The organism is Myroides gitamensis (assembly GCF_029894455.1).
GTDB classification, from domain to species: domain Bacteria; phylum Bacteroidota; class Bacteroidia; order Flavobacteriales; family Flavobacteriaceae; genus Flavobacterium; species Flavobacterium odoratum.
Map to the genome: position 1 here is coordinate 411,900 of NZ_JARYHN010000001.1, position 19,714 is coordinate 431,613.

General features: G+C 37.4%; 11 protein-coding genes. 3 read left to right on the forward strand and 8 right to left on the reverse strand.

Annotated elements, in window-relative coordinates; all coding sequences use genetic code 11:
• Positions 1 to 42 precede the first annotated feature (42 nt).
• From M2306_RS01950 to M2306_RS01965, 4 genes are all read right to left on the reverse strand, one after another.
• A complete protein-coding gene (locus M2306_RS01950) occupies positions 43 to 1,938 on the reverse strand; it encodes an efflux RND transporter periplasmic adaptor subunit (RefSeq protein WP_259189043.1) in 1,896 nt (631 codons plus the stop codon).
• Positions 1,939 to 1,948: 10 nt separating this feature from the next.
• On the reverse strand, positions 1,949 to 3,412 hold the full coding sequence (locus tag M2306_RS01955; protein WP_259189042.1) for a TolC family protein: 1,464 nt from the start codon (positions 3,410 to 3,412) through the stop codon (positions 1,949 to 1,951).
• Entirely contained in the window at positions 3,405 to 7,250 is a 3,846-nt protein-coding gene (locus M2306_RS01960) for an efflux RND transporter permease subunit (RefSeq protein WP_259189041.1), read from the reverse strand. Before M2306_RS01960 ends, M2306_RS01955 begins: the two co-directional genes overlap by 8 nt.
• A 272-nt stretch (positions 7,251 to 7,522) precedes the next feature.
• On the reverse strand, positions 7,523 to 7,951 hold the full coding sequence (locus M2306_RS01965; protein ID WP_002986216.1) for a hypothetical protein: 429 nt from the start codon (positions 7,949 to 7,951) through the stop codon (positions 7,523 to 7,525).
• Positions 7,952 to 8,126: 175 nt separating this feature from the next.
• Here M2306_RS01965 and M2306_RS01970 point away from each other — a divergent pair, with 175 nt between their 5' ends.
• A complete protein-coding gene (locus M2306_RS01970; RefSeq protein WP_259189040.1) occupies positions 8,127 to 8,840 on the forward strand; it encodes a class I SAM-dependent methyltransferase in 714 nt (237 codons plus the stop codon).
• A gap of 66 nt (positions 8,841 to 8,906) precedes the next feature.
• On the opposite strand, the gene M2306_RS01975 is transcribed toward M2306_RS01970, so the two are convergent.
• Positions 8,907 to 9,761 (reverse strand): hypothetical protein, encoded by an 855-nt coding sequence (locus tag M2306_RS01975; protein ID WP_259189039.1) that lies wholly within the window; start codon positions 9,759 to 9,761, stop codon positions 8,907 to 8,909.
• Between the two features lie 795 nt (positions 9,762 to 10,556).
• On the reverse strand, positions 10,557 to 11,639 hold the full coding sequence (locus M2306_RS01980; RefSeq protein ID WP_259189038.1) for a lipase family protein: 1,083 nt from the start codon (positions 11,637 to 11,639) through the stop codon (positions 10,557 to 10,559).
• A gap of 228 nt (positions 11,640 to 11,867) precedes the next feature.
• Between M2306_RS01980 and M2306_RS01985 the strand changes: the two genes are divergently transcribed.
• Both M2306_RS01985 and M2306_RS01990 read left to right on the forward strand, forming a co-directional pair.
• A complete protein-coding gene (locus tag M2306_RS01985; protein ID WP_115090974.1) occupies positions 11,868 to 12,446 on the forward strand; it encodes a hypothetical protein in 579 nt (192 codons plus the stop codon).
• Positions 12,447 to 12,893: 447 nt separating this feature from the next.
• The gene (locus M2306_RS01990) at positions 12,894 to 15,080 is read left to right on the forward strand and encodes a glutamine synthetase III family protein (RefSeq protein ID WP_115090972.1); all 2,187 of its coding nucleotides are present in this window, start codon (positions 12,894 to 12,896) and stop codon (positions 15,078 to 15,080) included.
• A gap of 408 nt (positions 15,081 to 15,488) precedes the next feature.
• On the opposite strand, the gene M2306_RS01995 is transcribed toward M2306_RS01990, so the two are convergent.
• Complete coding sequence (locus tag M2306_RS01995) at positions 15,489 to 18,581, reverse strand: efflux RND transporter permease subunit (RefSeq protein WP_259189037.1); 3,093 nt, start codon at positions 18,579 to 18,581, stop codon at positions 15,489 to 15,491.
• Between the two features lie 19 nt (positions 18,582 to 18,600).
• A complete protein-coding gene (locus tag M2306_RS02000; protein WP_115090966.1) occupies positions 18,601 to 19,713 on the reverse strand; it encodes an efflux RND transporter periplasmic adaptor subunit in 1,113 nt (370 codons plus the stop codon).
• Between the last annotated feature and the right edge of the window lies 1 nt (position 19,714).

Sequence of the window (19,714 nt, forward strand, 5' to 3'; positions counted from 1 at the left end):
ATCCTTTTCTTTTTAGCGATTCCCCTTGGTTTCTAAGCTAAATTAGCGGTCATACTGACAACAACCGTGTAAACTGTTGTAAGTTTTGTCCTGTGCTTTGTCAAAAGCAGTATCATGACCTGCCGCTGCAATGACTTTACTTACCTTTTTTTCATCGGTTTTAGCCTTGTCAAAGTTGAGGTGTAATACTTTTGCATTTACATCCCAAGTAGCCGTAGAAACGCCTGCTACACTTTTAGCTGCGGTTTCAATACGCTCTTTACACATGACACAGTTTCCTTTCACCTTCAGCATGGCGTGTCCTTGATGACCATCTTTTGCCATTGGTTTCGTAGGCGTTGCTTGATGTTGATCGTGTTTCATCTGTTCTTGTTGCTTCGGTTTCGCTTGATCTCTGCTATACAAACAACAAGAAGGTAGTGCATCGTAGGCTTTGTCTGATGCCTTATCCAATTCAGTATCATGACCAGCAGCAGCAATGGCTTGACTTACTTTGCGTTGATCTGCTTTGGTTTTATCAAAGTTCACATGTAGCATTTGGTCTTTGGAACTCCAGGTTGCACTTACTACACCAGCTACGCTTTTCGCCGCTTTTTCAATTCGCGCTTTACACATATCACAATTACCAGAAACTGTAAACATCGCATGTCCTTCATTTTCTGCCTGCGTAATAGTAGGTGTATTGTTGTTCATCATGCTTGGTTTTCCTTCCAATTGCGCACTAGAATCAACAGTAAATACCCCTCTAGTTACAATTTCTTCTCCATCTTGTAAGCCTGAAGTGACCACGTAATTATCCCCTAAAGAAGGCCCTAAAACAATTTCTCTCATTTTGAAAGCAGGTGTATTAGTATCAGGTTGTTTCACGTAAATAACAGAGCGTTTTCCCGTCCACAATACAGCTGATTTCGGAATAACCAATTGATTGTTGTGCTCTCGAATTGGTGCTTGAACCGTTGCTGTAGCATACATCTCTGGTTTTAGCGCTTGATCCTTATTGTCTGTTTCCACTCGAATTTTGGCTGTACGAGAAGTTGCATCAATAATAGGATTGATGAAGGAAATCTTGCCACGGTATACTTTTCCAGGTATACTTTGAAGGGTATATTCCAATACATCTCCCTCTTTTAAGAAAGGTAAATCCGCTTCATACGCCTCAAAAACGGCCCAAAGCTTGGTCATGTTCGAAATACTATACAAGACTGATCCCTGATTGATGTAATCCCCTTGATTGACGTTTTTTGCTGTTACAATCCCACTCGTATTTGCTGTTATACTCACATAAGGCGAAACTTTGCCTGTTGAAAGAACTTTGTTGATTTGAGCATCAGACATTTTCCACAACCTCAATTTCTCTTTGGCTGCATCGAGTAATAGCGGTTGGAAATCTGTTAATTTCTTCGCTTCTAACAACTCTTGTTGTGCATTTAATAAATCAGGTGAATAGATGGTTGCAATAAGCTGCCCTTGTTTAACAGATTCGCCAGTGAAATTGATAAATAATTTCTCGATACGCCCATTGACGTGTGACGTTTGGGATTGCTGTAAACGTTCGTCTACCTGAATGGTTCCATAGAGCTGTAGGTCTTTGATTGCATCTTGACGACCTACCACTGTAGTCTGAATATTCGCTAAAGCAACGGCTTCTTTTGACATTTGGATGGCGTCATCATCAATGGCATCATCTCCGCCACCTGAAGATTTCAGTGGAATTAAATCCATCGCACATAAAGGACACTTTCCTGGTTTGTCCATTTTGATTTGAGGGTGCATGGAACAAGTCCAAACGACTGCAGCCTCTTCTGTAGGTGCAGGTTCTCCATTGTGTTCATGCGTAGCTGATCCTCCAAAAACCAACCAGCCCAAAAGAAGTCCAACTAGTAAAATAGCTCCGTATTTTACTGCATTATTTTTAAATATATCGTTTAATTTACTCATGGTTTCTGTATTATAAATCGTTAGGAGTAGCCGTGATATTTTCAATTGAGGCTACAAGCGTATTGTAATTGGCAATGGCTTCTGCTTTTTTAAGCTGATAGTCCAATAATTGGCGTTGAACTTGAATCACATTCGTTAAATCGCTCTTTCCTGTTACAAACTCCTTGACGATTAGGTTAAACGTCGTTTCTGCTAAGGTGGTTTGCTTTTCTAATAAAACAATGGTGCGTTCTGTATCTTCCACTTGATTTTTAAAGCTGTAATACGAAGCAAGCAAAGTATTGTACGTGTCTTTGTACTTCTCCTCACTAGACTTCCACCATTTTTTTCCTTCTTCTTGTTGGGCTCTGTATTTTTTTCTAAATATAGGAAGAGACACCGTTACCATGGGCATGATCATATCTTTTCCATTCATATCACCCATGGCCAGCATAGGGTCATTCGTTTTACCAATAATCATGTATTGGACACCCAATCCGACCATAGGATAGCTCATTTTTTTATCCATGGCCGATTTTGCCTGATACGCCAAACCTTCTTCTGTTAGCATGGCTAACATGGGGTTATTGGACTCAATCATGGTTTGTGCTTCTTCATCCGTGAGGAAAAAAGGCACTTTCTCAATGGCATGCGGTACAGTAACTGCTGCTTGGATTTCTTGGTCAAGTAAGGCATTGAATTTTACCTTTTCAGCTTTGATTTGTGCTTGTAAACTTTCGATGGTATTTTCAATTTCAATGGTTTCCAATCGGATGCGCAATACATCGGACATTCCAGAACCACTACCACCACCGCTCATACCACCCATAGCGCTACTGCTAGAGGATGAAGGAGTAGAAGTAGGTGTATTAGCCGTTGCCGTTGCACCACCTCCCATATTCATGCCTCCCATGCCACCACTGGTATTCGTTGTAGTGGATGCTGCTGGAGTACTTGAAGCCATGCTGTTAGAAGCACTAGCTCCAGAAGGAGAGGAGAATTTCTTAATCGCTAATTGTTCCAATTGCTCCAAGAGATCCTTGTTTTGTTTGGCATTGTTTACTTGCTGCTGTAGCTTTTGTAGTACATACCATTGGGTATGCACTTGTAAAATAACCATTTCTCTAGCTTCTCTATATTGTTGCATCTGCATACTAGCCATGTGATTGGCTTCCTTTTTGGCTGATTTTTTTGTGCCAAACCACGGGAGCATCTGCATTAAAGTAATATCTCCAATTTGTCTTCCTCCTACAATATCCATGGGTTTAGTATAGAAACCCATCGATAGTTCCGGATCCTCAAATGCACCAGCTTGTGGAACTTTTTCTAAAAAAGCTTCATAGGCCAATCGCTGCGATTTCAGCCCAGGATTGTTCTCTAGTGCCAATTGGGTATAGTAGGCCAACGAATCTACCTTGCTTTCTTGTGCCCACATCGTTGTCATTGGTGCAAATAGCCCCATGACAACAAGAAGTATAGCATATATCTTATTCATTTTCGACGATTTTTTCATTTGATTTTTGTTCTTTTTTAATGGCCCATTCTCTCCACCAGCATTGGAATACAGGAACAACAAACATGGTCATGGATTGGATGAGCATTCCTCCAAAGGTTGGAATTGCCATCGGGATCATAATCTCAGCTCCTTTACCGGTTGAAGTCATAACAGGAAGCAGTGCAATTAAGGCCGTAGCGGTTGTCATGGCTGCAGGACGAACACGTTTTAGTCCAGCATAAACAACAGCCTCTCGGATATCGTGTTTAGTTTTTGGATCTCTAGCTTCAAATGTATCGTGTATATAAGTTCCCATCAATACACCATCATTGGTAGCTAATCCAAATAAGGCAATAAATCCGACCCAGACAGCAATACTTAAGTTGATGCTGTGCATTTGGAATAGATCTCGCATATTCATATCTCCAATAGAGAAATTCATAAACCACGGTTGTCCATATAACCACAACAAGATAAATCCACCTGCAAAAGCAACAAATACACCAGAGAAGTGAATCAAAGAAGCAGTGATGGTTTTAAATTGGAAATATAAAATCAATAAAATTGCCAATAAACTCATCGGAACAACAAAAAGTAAGCGTTGTGAAGCGCGTTCTTGCTGCTCGTAATTCCCAGCAAACGTATAGGTCACCCCTTTAGGTAACGTTAGTTCACCCGATTCCAACTTTGTTTTTAAAATTTGATCCGCTTCACGTACCACATCTACTTCTGCTTTTCCACTAATCTTATCAAAAATAACATACCCCAATAAGAAGGTATTCTCACTTTGAATCATCTGTGATCCTTTGGCATAGGTAATATCAGCAACATCACTAAGCGGAATTTGCACTCCGGTAGCCGTTGGAATTAATAGTTTACCTAAAGCATCAGGGCTATCTCTTAATTCTCTTGGATAACGCAAGCGAACAGGGAAGCGTTCACGGCCTTCAACAGTTGTTGTCAGCTGCATGCCTCCAACGGCAGCTCCTAGTACTTCTTGCAAATCCGCAACGGTAATTCCATAGCGCGCCATATTGTTTCGATTCAGGTGAATTTCAACATACGGAGCTCCAACTGCACGGTCGTAGAATACCGTAGACGACATGATAGAAGGGATGTCTTTCAGAGCCGTTTCTAAGGCTTTTCCTCCCTCTTCAATCGATTCCAAATCAGGACCCGAAACTTTTAATCCCATAGGGGCACGCATTCCCGTTGACAGCATCACCAAACGCGCTTCAATCGGTTGAAGCTTCGGTGCTGAGGTTAACCCCGGAAGGTGAGAAACATTGACAATTTGTTGCCAAATATCCTCTGCATTTTTAATTTCTGGACGCCATTGTCTAAAGAATTTACCTTTTTTATCTGGAATTAAACTATCCCTTGGAATTTGACGGTAACCATTTGCTACTGCATAGGTTGAGCCATCCAATAATTCGAATTCGCCATTTTTGGCCACTTTAAAGCGCTCTCGATGTCCATCTTCATCCAGGAAATATTCTGGTTTATAATTGATGGTATTCTCAAACATCTGCGTAGGAGCAGGGTCAAGGGCTGAGTTTACACGTCCCCATTTTCCAATGGTTAGTTCTACTTCAGGAATATTTTGAATGCGTTTATCTAAGGTTTGAATAAAAGCCAAGTTTTGTTCAATTCCCGTATGCGGCATACTCGTTGGCATCAATAAGAAAGATCCTTCGTTTAAACTCGGCATAAATTCTTCTCCAATACCTGGAAAAGCAGCGGAAGATTTCTGCCAAAAGGTGGTTTCTCTAAATGATTTCCATCCTACAGTTTCAAATCCTTTGGCAACAAAACCAAAAGACGTATTGAAGCCTAGCCAAACCAACATACCAAAAACAACCGTAATAATTGGAATAGTCATGAATTTCCAACGATTGGCTAAGGCCCATCGCAAGATTTGTTCATAATAAATTACCAGCAACCACAATACCCCTAGGATAACGCCAATAGCTAAAACAACAAAAACAAAGTTAAGCCCTGTGCTGGCTTGCGTTCCTAAAGGCAACCATTCAATAGCGAGATAGTAAACAGCAATAAATAATGTAATAGCAACATTGACATAATTTGCCGTTTTTTCATTGCGCCAAGTTGGAGTATAAAGGTTGTTAATTCCAATTAAAGTTAGAGCAAATGCCGTGAATACACCGGTGTAAATCCACAAAGCAATACCTAATATACACAAGATATAGTTGGCAATTCTACGCACTTTAGCCTTGTCTGTTTTTATGGAATAGATGTAATAGGCTAGGGTAGGTAAAATGATAATACCCAGTAAAAAAGCAGAAACTAAGGCAAATGTTTTAGTATAGGCTAAAGGTTTAAAGAGCTTCCCTTCTTGTGCCTCCATCGCAAAAACAGGCAAGAAACTGATGATGGTCGTTAGCATGGCTGTAGACAAAGCACTAGAAACCTCAGAAACCGCTTTGATAATCAAGTTGATAAATGCTTGTCCTCGACTTTCTACCCCGCGTTCTCGCTCTTCTTCCATGTGCCGGATAATACTCTCCACAAAGACGACGCCGACATCGACCATAACTCCAATGGCAATGGCAATTCCAGATAAGGCTACAATATTAGCTTCAATTCCCATGTATTTCATGATAATGAAGGTTGCCAATACACCAATCGGTAGAATACTAGAAATAATGACCGAAGCCCTAAGATTGATGACAAGAACAATAACGACAATAATACAGATTAATATTTCATGTGCTAAAGCCGTTTCCAATGTACCAATGGTCTCTTTGATTAAACCAGAACGATCGTAAAAAGGAACGACAGTTACTTTGGAAATTGTTCCATCAGCAAGTGTTTTCTGTGGAAGACCTGCTTCCATCTCTTTGATTTTACCCTTTACGTTGTCAATAACCTGCATTGGGTTTGCGCCATAACGAGCAACAACAACGCCACCAACTGCTTCAATCCCTTCTTTGTCCAAACCACCTCTTCGGGTAGCAGGACCTAAGTTGACAAAGGCAACGTCTTTTATTTTGACCGGAACATTATTTCGTACGGTGATAACAGCATCTTCCAGGTCTTTGATACTCTTGATGTAACCCAAACCGCGAACCAGGTATTCCGCCTTATTAATTTCAATGGTTTCAGCACCAATATCCAAGTTGCTCTTTTGAATCGCACCCATGATATCCATAATAGATACATTATACGCGCGCATCGCATCGGGTTTAACTTCTACTTGATACTCTTTGACATAGCCTCCAATAGAAGCTACTTCAGATACTCCCTCAGCTGCTGCTAAACTGTATTTCGTGTAAAAATCTTGGATGGTACGCAATTCGTCAGGATCCCAACCCCCAGTAGGCTCTCCCGTTTGAGGATTTCGACCTTCTAAGGTATACCAGAATACTTGACCTAAGGCCGTAGCATCAGGTCCTAATGTAGGAATAGCTCCTTCTGGAAGTGTTCCTGCTGGTAGAGAGTTTAATTTTTCTAAAATACGAGAACGACTCCAGTAGAACTCTACATCTTCTTCAAAAATGATGTAGATAAAAGACATACCAAACATCGAACTGCTTCGAATGGTTTTTACTCCTGGAACTCCTAATAAGGAAGTCGTTAGAGGGTATGTGATTTGTTCTTGAATGTCTTTGGGTGAACGTCCCATCCATTCTGTAGCTACAATCTGCTGGTTTTCACCAATATCAGGAATAGCATCTACAGGAACGGGATCACTTGGCAATAGGTTTTGATGCCAATTAAATGGGGCTGTGATTAATCCCCATACGATAACGATAATTAAGATTAACATCGTAATTAATCGATTATGTAGGAAATACTTAATGATTTTATTAAGCATATAGATTTCTTTAAAGTGTTAATAATACGCTAGAGGAAACACCAAGGGCTTCGCATGAATTGATATCTTTCATGCGAATTGAGCAATCTTTTTAGTTAAAGATATAAAAAAAGCACGTACAAATGATTGAAAATAAATCAGTTGTGCGGTCTGTTTTTAGCGTGAACTAAACAGAAATTGGGTTTCGAAAAAATAATGGAAAATCATCTGAGTTAGCTCAAAAAGAGGAAGAACCCTCATAGAGTATGGTGGCTAACTAAGATGTAGCGGTATCATATACGATAAAGACAAATGTAGGAAAGCCGGTCGACGGAAGTAAATTTAAATCCATCACCAGCAATAGGAGTAGTATAAGAAGCGGTAAGATCAACCGATTGTAAATCGGTCAAGTAGTTGGAATTAAACCATTTTACTTGAATTACAGCTCTTTTTTCTTTGTTTTTAGGTGTTGCTGCCGTTTGTTCAATTTGCAAGTCAGCCTGAACGGTATGAATACGCGCCATAGGCGAACAGCAAATCATATCAGCCATATTACTGTGGCTGTCCATGCCATCCGTAGCACAACAAGGCATCACATCTTCCTCCATCTCCATACAACCAGCCATAGCCGTACTCATGTCATTGCAATTCCAACTAATGATCGGATTCGCTGTAACAAGTACGGATAACGAGAGTAATACTATGGATAAATATTTCTTCATTAACTTGAATTAATAGTTAAAAGAGGTGATACATTTCAATACAAAGATACTGTTTTTTTTTAGTTTAGTATAAAATGTTATTCGTTTACTCACTGTTTATCAGTTTACAATAGAATTTAGTAAGAAAACCTTTTTATTTTTGTTATTTAGCACTGTTTTTTTTAACAAGAATAAAATGAAAGAAAGTATTTATAGTGAAGCCTATATTAAAGGTCTTTTTAATCGAATGAGTAGTTCATATGAAAGAGTAAATTATTTATCCTCTTTTGGTTTTTCTCTTCGTTGGAGAAAGCAGTTTTTACGTCCTATGAAAATTTCATCAACTGCTCCAGTTAAGATTATTGATCTAATGACAGGAATGGGAGAAACTTGGGGCGCTATTCATCAAGTGTTTCCTATGGCTAAACTCACAGCTTTAGATTTTTCCGAGGGTATGTTGACTTATGCTCAAAATAAAAATAAAAAGAAATTTAATGCACAAGTTGAAGTAACATTGCAAAATGTATTACATAATGATTTACCTTCTGATTTCTATGATGGTGTAACTTGTGCTTTTGGATTAAAGACTTTAAATCCAGAGCAGGTAGAAATTTTAGCTCAACAAGTAAAAAGAATCTTGAAACCAGGAGGGCAGTTTTCATTCATTGAGGTTTCTGAACCTACTAATATTATTTTGAAATTATTATATTCTTTTTATCTCAGTACAATCATTCCTTTATTGGGAAAAATGTTATTCGGTGGGGTAAGAGAATATAAAATGCTTTGGGAATATACCCATCGATTTAAAAATGCAAAAGAAGTTGAGACTATCTTTCAATCAACAGGTTTAGAAACGACGTATCAATCGTATTTCTTTGGTTGTGCAACAGGAGTATATGGTAAAAAATAATTTGCGGTTGGTCATAGTAAATGACCAACTGCAAACTATTAATTATTTATCGTCAACTGTCAACTGTTAACTAACATTATATCGGATAACTGCATTAGCTCTAGGACTTCTAGGATTACTAAAAAACTGATTTAAACTATACGGAGATCTTGTTTCTTCACATGTTTGTTTAATCTCTTCCATCGAATTTTGAGAGAAAAGGAGTAATTCAAGTGATTTTAAGAAACGTTCTTTTCTTTGATAGTTAGTCAAAGTATCCCCATAAAAGTATAGGAAGTTGTTGTGAAACTCTTCTAGTGATAAATTGTGGTTTTGTAGTAGGGAAAGTAGTTTTAGATCATCGGCAGTTTCTGTTTGTAATAAGTTGTGATAGATGGTTTGATGTTTGTTTTTGTCTTTGAGATAAAAATTAAAATCTAAAAGGAGATCTTCCAGTTGGGTTTCAATTTTGAGGTAAAATAGGTTAACTGTAAATTCCCTATTTGTTGAGATGTGAATGGTTCCAACTAGGGAGCACATTTGTTTGGTTCGATCTAGGCAGTTGAAGTGGATATTGGTGTACGTATTAGCCAGTTGATGACTAAACTTATCCTTAATTTCTTGACGAACTGCTGCTAGTATTTTTTCTCGTTTGTCTTGTTTAATTCTGGTGAATTCAATTTCCCTGATAAGTCCTAAGGATTCATTAAGTGTAAGAGAAAAAGGAGTGTTGTACGTTATTTTGTCTTCACTTTTTTGAAGTTGTGCATAGTTGATATGCAATAGGGCTTCAAATAAGGTAGAGGTCATTGCTTTAAAATTATTAAAGTGATAATGTTGAAAAGCAAGGGAATTTAAATTCCCGCAGGGGGCAATTTTAGAAAAATGCCGTACAAAGTGCTGCAGCGTACTTTGTACTTCTTCAAATAATTCAAGTTTCATAAGGTTAGCTCGTGTTGTTTGTTGGTTAAAATCACATTTATGGGGTAAATGCAATTTCAATGCTAGTTTAGTTAGAATTTCTCAAGTTTCCAAATCTAAAATTAGTAATATTGTAGTTTTTGTCTGTTAAATTACTGAAGGAAGTTTGGTTTTTTACCAAGAAGTATAAGGAACGCAGTTTTTATTTAGCGTTAATATTTAATTATCATTGTGTAAACTGTATGAATTTTAAATTAAATTTTTTTTTCAGTAAAGTCGTTTTTTGTGATAATTTTTAGGAATTATGTGTGATTTCTTGCGTTTTTTTATCTTTCATTTTTGTGAAGTTGAAAGATTCGCTGTGATAGAAGGTTTATTTTTTTTTTATAAGGAATTACCAGTCCGATCGCGCTCACGAATAGTATGTCTCCCTGACGCAGGAAGGGTCGCATCCAGCGCTCACCTATTACTGAACGGGAAATAACTAGTGTTGAGTGACAGATGCGACCCCTCCTTCGTCGGGGAGACATACTGGGGGCAGATTACGAGATGATGATAGATTCTTCTTTAATCGATAAATATCACAAAGAGCAAACCTCACAAAGAGCAAACCTCACCCCCTCATAACCGATAACTCTTTTATGTAACAATCCTCTTTAATCGATAAGACCTACGATTTCACAAAAAGCAAAAAAGCGACTTCACAAAGAACAAACCTCACAAAGAGCAAACCTCACCCCCTCATAACCGATAACTCTTTTACATAACAATCTTCTTTAATCGATAAACCCTACAACTTCACAAAAAACAAGAAAGTTATTCTTCCAACAAGTACAAGTAAGCATTCGGTAAATGATGAGACATTGTATTATCTGGATTATTGAATTTCTTTTGATAAGCTTCATTTTGCAAACCATCTAAGACAATAGGGTTCCCACAACGATTGTAATTGCTTTCTTGACGATATACAGGTTCTCGTAACTCAGGTAATGTTTTTTGGATTTGTTTGAATAAAAACGGGCCGAGTAATTTGGCGTAGCGTTTTACGCTTTTCTTCGTAGGATTGTTGACGCGATTATAAATACCGCGGGCAAACCATCTTTTCGGCCAACTGATTTTTTTAATGGCTTTGTCAATATTATCTTGGCTGAATGGACTAATAGGAGTGAAGTCTTGAAAGCGTTGTGTGGTAGGGGGTACTTCGGGCACCCAATCTTGTGTGTTGACTACAGAGTAGCTCCATTGCTTCATTTCCTTTTCATATTGGTAAGCAAAATATAGATTTCCGGGTTTAGGAGCTGCTAAGGTGTAGGTTTTAAAACGAATATCCTTAGGAAGGATATCTTGTTTTTGCCACTGTTTCAGTTGAGCAGTAATTAAATAGGCAATTACTCCTCCTTGACTATGACCTGATATGATGATTTCTTTGTGATTGGTTTGGTATAAACTATCTATTTTCGGTTTCATGTCTTGTAATAAATAAACCGATGCAATTGCCCATCCAGCGTGAACACTGGCTTTTTCATCCGCTGAGAATTGATAGGCCACAGGTTGATCATGAGTAAGGTAAATGGTTCCATTAGCAGGAAGCATAGCGGCGTAGTAATTAGCCAACCAGCTAATACCTCGGTCAACAGATCCACGAATAACCATTTCAGCTACTTGCTTTTCTTCATTATAATAAAGTCCCCATTGGTTCGTTAATCCCATTTCAGGAGAACGATATAAATTTTTGTAATGAGTGAGTTGATATAAGGAGTCTGTAGCAAATGGTTTTTGAATATCTTGAGCCAAGTGCAAGCTATTTTTAATCTCTTGTATCTCTACCGTAGGTTTTAGTTGTTGAGCAAAAGAAGAGAGACCTAAAAAGGCAAAACAAATACAAGCGAGTTTTCTCATGGTGTTCGTTCTAGTTTAAAATAATTACCTTATAAAATTACAGGATTGAAGTGATTAAATACGTTTTTTAGGAATTTGTTTTTTTCTTTGCTAAAAGAATCTTAGTTTTAGAAATATAAAAGAAGATTTTGTTAGGCTTATAGTGACTTAAAGTGCTAAAAATGTCTTAATAAGGGATTCTAATTATGAATTAAACGATACATTTGAAAAAGGTAAAAAGAAAATCTTATGAAAAAATTGATATTAGTATGTACTATAGTACTTGGAGCTTTGTTTACAGTAAGCTGTGAAGGACCTCGTGGACCACAGGGACCTCCAGGAGGAAATGATATTGCAAATGTATTTGAGTATCATTTAAATTTTAATCAAAATTTAAATGCAAATATTGCAAGTCAAATTGTAAAACACCCAACGAAGGTATACTTAGGAGATGCTGTTTTTGTTTATGTGTTAGAAAAAACGGATAAGAATGGAGATCCAATATGGTCGCCTTTACCGATGCGTTATTTTGTAGAGAATACTACAACACAAAAAGATGAGGAATTAGAGTATATCTATAATTTTGGATTAGATGATTTTGAAATTGTAGCACGTGCAACAGCTCCTTTAGGTATGTTTAATGGAATACCAGGAGATAAAAACAATCCGGGTTATGTGACGGATATGATTTTTAGAGTAGTTTATGTTGCAGGAAAGGATCCGATTCAGAGAAACGCAGCGGTTCAATCCAAGGATGTAGCTCCGTTGAGTTATGATGAATTACTTTTAAAGTATAATTTGACTAACTCACCAGTTAAAAAAATGTAATAAAAAAATAAGGAAAGCGATACCGATGATTCAGTATCGCTTTTTTTGTAGCCTTATGTTTTTGGATGTCTTTCTCGTTTTATAGTATAAGCAAAGCTTAAAGCAGAAGAAGTTTCAGTCTATCGAAGTCTTAGTGAAGATTGAATCCTTTTCTTTAAGTAGTAAAGACCGTACTTACTTGGTAAGTATTGAAAAGATATATTATATAGGAGACAAATGAAATGAACAGTATTCCTATTTTGTAGTAGGAGATAGGTTGGATATTCCTATTGAAAATAGAGGTATAGAAAAATGACTCCTATATCAATAAAAAAATGTCGTTATAAAAGAGTTGATTGGTTAAATAAAAAAACACATAAAAAAAATAGGGGGTATAGTGTTGTTTTTTGTGTTTTTTATTACTTTTGTGTCATCAAAATAGGGGGTGTCCCTTTAAAAAGTGTAATTATGTCAACATTTCGTTTTCGAGCAATTGAAAAAGCAGCCTCAAGAAGTGCTGTGAAGGTAGAAGAACTGGGTAGAAAATCATTAATTTTTGGTGATCATGTCTTTAATGACAAATCGATGCGCCAATTTTTGACACCCGAAGCCTATCAGGCGGTAAAAAATGCACAACTGGGCATTAAGATTGACCGTCGATTAGCGGATTACATCGCATTAGGGATGAAAGAATGGGCACTTTCTAAAGGAGTGACACATTATACACACTGGTTCCAACCTTTAACAGGAACAACAGCAGAAAAGCACGATGCTTTTTTCGAAACACAATTTGATGGAGATCCTGTAGAACAATTTAACGGAGGGCAATTGGTACAACAAGAACCAGATGCTTCTAGTTTTCCAAACGGAGGAATCCGAAATACATTTGAAGCAAGAGGATATACTGCTTGGGATCCTACATCACCTGCATTTATCTTTGGTTCTACTTTGTGTATTCCAACCGTGTTTATCTCATATACAGGAGAAGCTTTAGATAATAAAACGCCACTTTTAAAGGCAATCAATGCAATTGATGATGCAGCAACAGAAGTAGCGCGTTATTTCGATAAAAACGTAAAAAAAGTAACACCAACTTTAGGGTGGGAGCAAGAATATTTCCTTGTTGATGCTGCTTTAGCTGCATCAAGACCAGATATCTTAACAACAGGTAGAACCTTATTAGGACACACTGCTGCAAAAGGACAACAATTGGATGACCATTATTTTGGTTCTATTCCAACACGTGTATTAAACTATATGCACGATTTAGAAAACCACTGTATCTTATTGGGAATTCCAGTAAAAACAAGACACAATGAGGTTGCACCAAATCAGTTTGAGTTAGCACCTATTTTTGAGGAAATTAACTTGGCAGTGGATCACAACTCATTATTGATGGATGTGATGAAAAAAGTAGCGGAAAAACACCATTTCAAAGTGTTATTCCACGAAAAACCATTCAAAGGAGTAAATGGATCAGGAAAACACAACAACTGGTCTTTAGCGACAGATACAGGAATTAACCTATTAAGCCCAAGTAAAACGCCAAAGAGTAACTTACAGTTCTTGACGTTCTTTATCAATACAATTAAAGCGGTAAACGACAACGAAGAGTTATTGCGTTCAGCAATTGCCTCAGCGAGTAATGATCACCGTTTAGGAGCAAATGAAGCACCTCCTGCGATTGTATCTGTATTTATCGGTCAACAGTTAACTAAAGTATTAGAAGAGCTGAAAGAGGTAACCGATGGTAAACTATCACCAGAAGAAAAAACAGATTTAAAATTAAATGTAGTAGGAAAAATTCCAGATGTATTGTTGGATAATACGGATCGTAACAGAACATCTCCTTTTGCCTTTACAGGAAATAAATGGGAGTTCAGAGCGGTTGGATCAACAGCAAACTGCGCGGGTCCAATGACTGTTTTAAATACGATTGTTGCAAAACAATTGAAAGAATTTAAAATAGAAGTAGATCGCTTGGTGGAACAAGATGGATTGAAAAAAGACGAAGCTATTTTCAACGTATTACGCGAATATATCAAACAAAGTGAGCGTATTTTATTCGAAGGAGATGGATACAGTAAAGAATGGGAAGAAGAAGCGGCAAGACGCGGATTAAGCAACCATAAAACTACACCAGAAGCATTAAAGGCTAAAGTATATCCAGAGTCGATTGCTGTATTTGAAGAAATGCAAGTAATGACGAAAGTGGAAGTAGAGGCACGTTACGAAATTGAGTTAGAAGAATATGTAAAACGCATCCAAATTGAAGGACGTGTTTTAGGTGATATCGCTAAGAACCACGTAATTCCTACTGCTATTAAATACCAAAACTTGGTTATTGAGAATGTAAAAGGATTAAAGGAAATTTTCGGAGAAGAAGAATACAGAGAATATGCAGAAGAACAAATGCGTATGTTGAAGAAAATATCGTTCCACATTGCTCAAGTTAATACGAAAGTAGCAGAAATGGTAGATCAACGTAAAATTGCAAATGCCGTTGAAGATATTGAAGAACAAGCGAAAATGTACTGCCATGTAGTAAAACCTTATTTCGATATTATCCGTTACCACAGTGATAAATTAGAAATGATGGTGGATAATGAATTGTGGACATTGACCAAATACCGTGAATTGTTGTTTACAAATTAATGAATTAGAAAAGGGAAATCGGAACGCAGTTTAGATTCATCGAACACCAAAATCAATATAATATAGGTGAGATAAATGGGAGATGAGAAATGTGACAAACCGATAACCAATAACCGATAAAATGTATAGAAGTTTAGGAGGCGACCTTTCGTTCCTCAAGGTAATATACAGACAAGAATCGTAAATCATAGACTAAAAAAAGGATGACTTGCAATCGCAAGTCATCCTTTTTTTTTGTTTACAGTTATCGGTTATTAGTTATGGGTTATCAGTTATGGGTTATTAGTTATCAGTTATCACGCATTCCCCAATTACCTCATAACCCATAACCTCATAACCCGTAACCTCATAACCCGTAACCTCATAACCCGTAACCCATAATCCCATAACCCGTAACCCATAACCCCATCACTCATTTCTCTTATTTCTATACGCCCAATAAAACACTTGAGGCAAAATAGTAAAAGCTAGTATCATTCCGATGATTAATCCTCCAACAATCATAATTGCTAAAGGTTTTTGAATTTCAGATCCCATACCATTAGATAATGCCGCAGGAAGTAATCCCATAGACCCCATAAGAGCAATCATGATAACCGGGCGAATACGGCTTTTTACTCCATCGCGAATAGCATCTTCCAAAGACATTCGCTTCTTGAGGTTTTCTTTCATTACCCCAATGAGGACAATACCATCAATGGTCGATACCCCAAATAGAATAATAAACCCAATACCTGCTGAGATTCCAAACGTTGTACCCGTTACCCATAGTGAAATAAATCCACCAATAAAGGCAAAAGGTAGGGTTAAGGAAGCAATTGCGGTATCTTTTACATTGCCGAAATTGAAGTATAGCAAGATTAAGATCAGTACTAAAGAAACCGGAACAACCAAAATTAACTGTTTCGCCGCTCTTTCCTTACTTTCAAATTCTCCTGCCCATTCCATTTTATTGATTGCAGGTAATTGCACTTCTTTTTCCACTTTTGCTTTGGCTTCTGCAATTGTACTACCTAAATCACGACCTTCGATACTGAAACCAATACCAATATAGCGGCTATTTCCTTCGCGATAGATAAATGCAGGCCCTGTATGATAATCAATCGTTGCAATCTCTTTTAAAGGCACTTGTTTACCATCTAAACTCGGAATTAGAATATCTCCAATTTTCTCTGCAGAGTCACGGTAATCCTTGTCAAAACGCAGGACAACATCAAACATACGTTCGTTTTCATAGAAAGTTGTTGCTGCCTGACCACCAATGGTCATCGCAATTACAGCTTGTGCATCTGCCGTTGTAACAGCGTATTTTGCCATTTTAGAATCGCTCAAAGAGATGCGCAATTCAGGAAGACCAATATTTTTGAATATATTCAAATCGGTAACTCCGGGTACATCTTTGATACTTTTAGCTACTTGAGTGGCGTATTTTTCTAAATCAAAAAGATTGTCGCCAAATATTTTAATAACCAAAGAACTCTTCACACCAGCTACATATTCCTCTACGTTATCTTGAATTGGTTGACTAAACCCAAAGTTAATTCCGGGGTATTTCTCTAAGGCAATACGCATTTCTTCCAGTAACTTATCTTTAGAAATGGAGCGTTTCCATTCGCTTTCAGGTTTTAGTTGGGTGTGAAATTCAATATTAAAGAATCCCGTTGGATCCGTTCCATCATTTGGACGACCTGTTTGAGTTAATACAAATTTTACTTCCTCAAAATCGCGTAAGATGCCTTTCATCTCGTTGGCTAAACGAACCGATTCATTCAAGTTGATACTACTCGGTAAAGTAGCGCGAATATAGATGGCCCCTTCATTTAGTTTCGGTAAGAATTCAGAACCATAGTAGTGAAAACGCACCCCACAAACAACTAAGATTAAACCAAATAAGGCAAACGTTAGTTTTTTGTGATAAAAACTCCAGTTGAACATTTTGTAAATAGAGTTTTTAAAGAATCTAGAAACGAAGTTTTCTTTTTCTTCAATATTCTTCGTTAAAAGGAGCTTACACATGGCAGGCACGTAGGTTAAGCTTAAGATTAAAGAACCTAATAACGCATATCCTAGTGTAAATGCAAGTGGTGAGAACATTTTACCTTCTACTTTTTCAAAAGAGAAAATAGGCATCAAGGCTACGATTAGAATTAAAAGAGCAAAGAAAATATACCCCGCTACGCTGCTCGCACTTTTTCGAATGGTTCCTAATTTAGACATCTTATTGAAGCGCTTCATACCAACAACTTGGGCTTTCTTCTCCAGTCCAACAAAGACATGTTCAACAATCACCAGCGTTCCTTCCAAGAGTAAACCAAAGTCTAAAGCCCCCATAGAGATTAAGTTGGCTGGTAATCCTTGGATTTTTAGCATGATGATAGCAAACAAGAAAGACAAAGGAATAACAGTTGCTACAATAAAAGTGGTACGCCAATTGTATAAAAAGATAAATACAATAACGGATACCAATAAAACCCCTTCAATTAAGTTTTTAGTTACCGTATGAACGGTTGTATTGACTAAATCAGTACGGTCAATAATCGGTACGATTTTTACATTTTTCGGTAAAATACGGTCGTTTAAGTCGTCGATTTTTGCTTTGAGGTTGGTGATCACTTCACTTGGGTTTTCACCGCGTAACATCACGACAATTCCTTGAACCACGTCGTTTTCGTCTTGATATCCAACTTGTCCTAATCGTGGTTTAGCATTGATTTCTACCTTAGCTACGTGTTTAACTAAAATAGGCGTATTGCCTTTTACCTCGATGAGGATGTTTTCGATGTCTTCTACATTGTCCAATAATCCTACACCGCGAACTACATAAGCTTGATCACCGCGTTGAATCACATCACCTCCTACGTTGATGTTGCTCTTTTCTACTGCTTCATAAACATCCAATGGAGATAGGCCATAATTGACTAATTCCGTTGGGTTAATCTGAATTTCGAATATCTTTTCTTCTCCACCGAAACTCACTACATCAGCTACACCAGGTACAGCTAATAATTCTCTTTCAACTACCCAATCTTGTATGGAGGTAACTTCTTTAATCGGTAAGTCACTTTGGATAATATAGCGAAAGATCTCGCCAGTTGCTCCAGATGGTGGTTCAATTTCGAAATCAGCACCATCGGGTAGGTTGACGTTTCCCATGCGGTTTGATGCATATTGCTGCGCATAGAAATCATCGATTTCATCATTGAATATAACTGTAACTACAGATAATCCAAAAAGTGAAATGGAACGAACTTCCGCTTTATTGGGAATCGTATTCATCTCTTTCGAAATCGGTAGGGTAATAAATTTTTCTATTTCTTCAGCACTACGCCCAGGCCATTGTGTAATAATACGCGCACGGGTATTGGTTACATCAGGAAAGGCTTCAATAGGCGTGTGGATGTAGCTATAAATTCCACCAAACAACAATAACAGTACGCCAAAAAGAACGATGAACGTGTTTTTGAGGGAAAAGGCTACAATATTTTTGACAAATTTTTGCATGTTTTACTTCTCTTTTGGATTACAAGTGATTGTTTAATTGCTCGTAAATTAATAATTCATTGGTGGTAATCACCGTTTCTCCTTCTTGTACACCGCCTTGAATGTAGGTGTATTCTTGGTTTTTAGTTAGCGGCGTGATTTGGCGAATTTCTTGGTGACATTTATCCTGATACACAACAACATAATTCTGATTGTTGTCAAAAATGATGGCATTATTCGGTACCGCTAAAGCCTCTCCTTGATTGTCATCAATCAATAAATGAATTTCTGCAGACATACCAGGACGCAATTTCATCTCGTGATTGTTTAACACAATACGCGCTTTCAATACACGCTCTTCTGCATCAAATACCTGTGAAATATTAGATATGTGCCCTTTAAACTTTTCATCGGGATAGGCAAGTGTACTCACTTGTACTTCTGCATTAAGGTTGACATAACGCATGGAAGTCGCATAAACATTGGCTAAAATCCATACATCGTTTAAATTGGCAATGGTAAATAATGGCTCATCCGTGTCGGTGATTGTCATCCCTGTTACAATGCTTTTGGTTACGATATAACCATCTTGTGGAGCAATGATTTGATATATTCCTTCTTTATTCTGACCATTGAACATGGATAAATTGCTTTTTGCTGATCGCAATTTACTTTCCAATACCTGTACGTCTTCTTCCGCTTCTAGTAATTCTTTTTGAGAAGAAATACCATCTTGATACATGGATGAAACCGATTCTAATTCGCGTTTAGCTACTTTTAATTCTGCTTCTGTTGCACGTAACTCTGTTTTGAATTCGTTTAAATCTGTACTTCTAATTTCGGCTAATAATTGTCCTTTTTTGACGAAATCACCTAGTGAAAATTTAGCACTTACCACAATTCCTTCTACTAAACTGTAAAAAGGGATGGTCTTATCTTGGTTGTATTCCACCGTTCCATTTAAACTCATTGTTCGTTGAATGGGACGTTGTGTAACTTTAGCAAAGTTTAAGCCTTTGCCAATTTCTTCTGGAATACAATAAGAATCTTGGGCTTGTGGTGCTACTTCTTGTTGTTTACAAGCCGATAAGGTCAATGCAGCTAAAACAGCATAGCCAATAGTATGTTTTGAGAATGTTTTGATGCTTTTCATA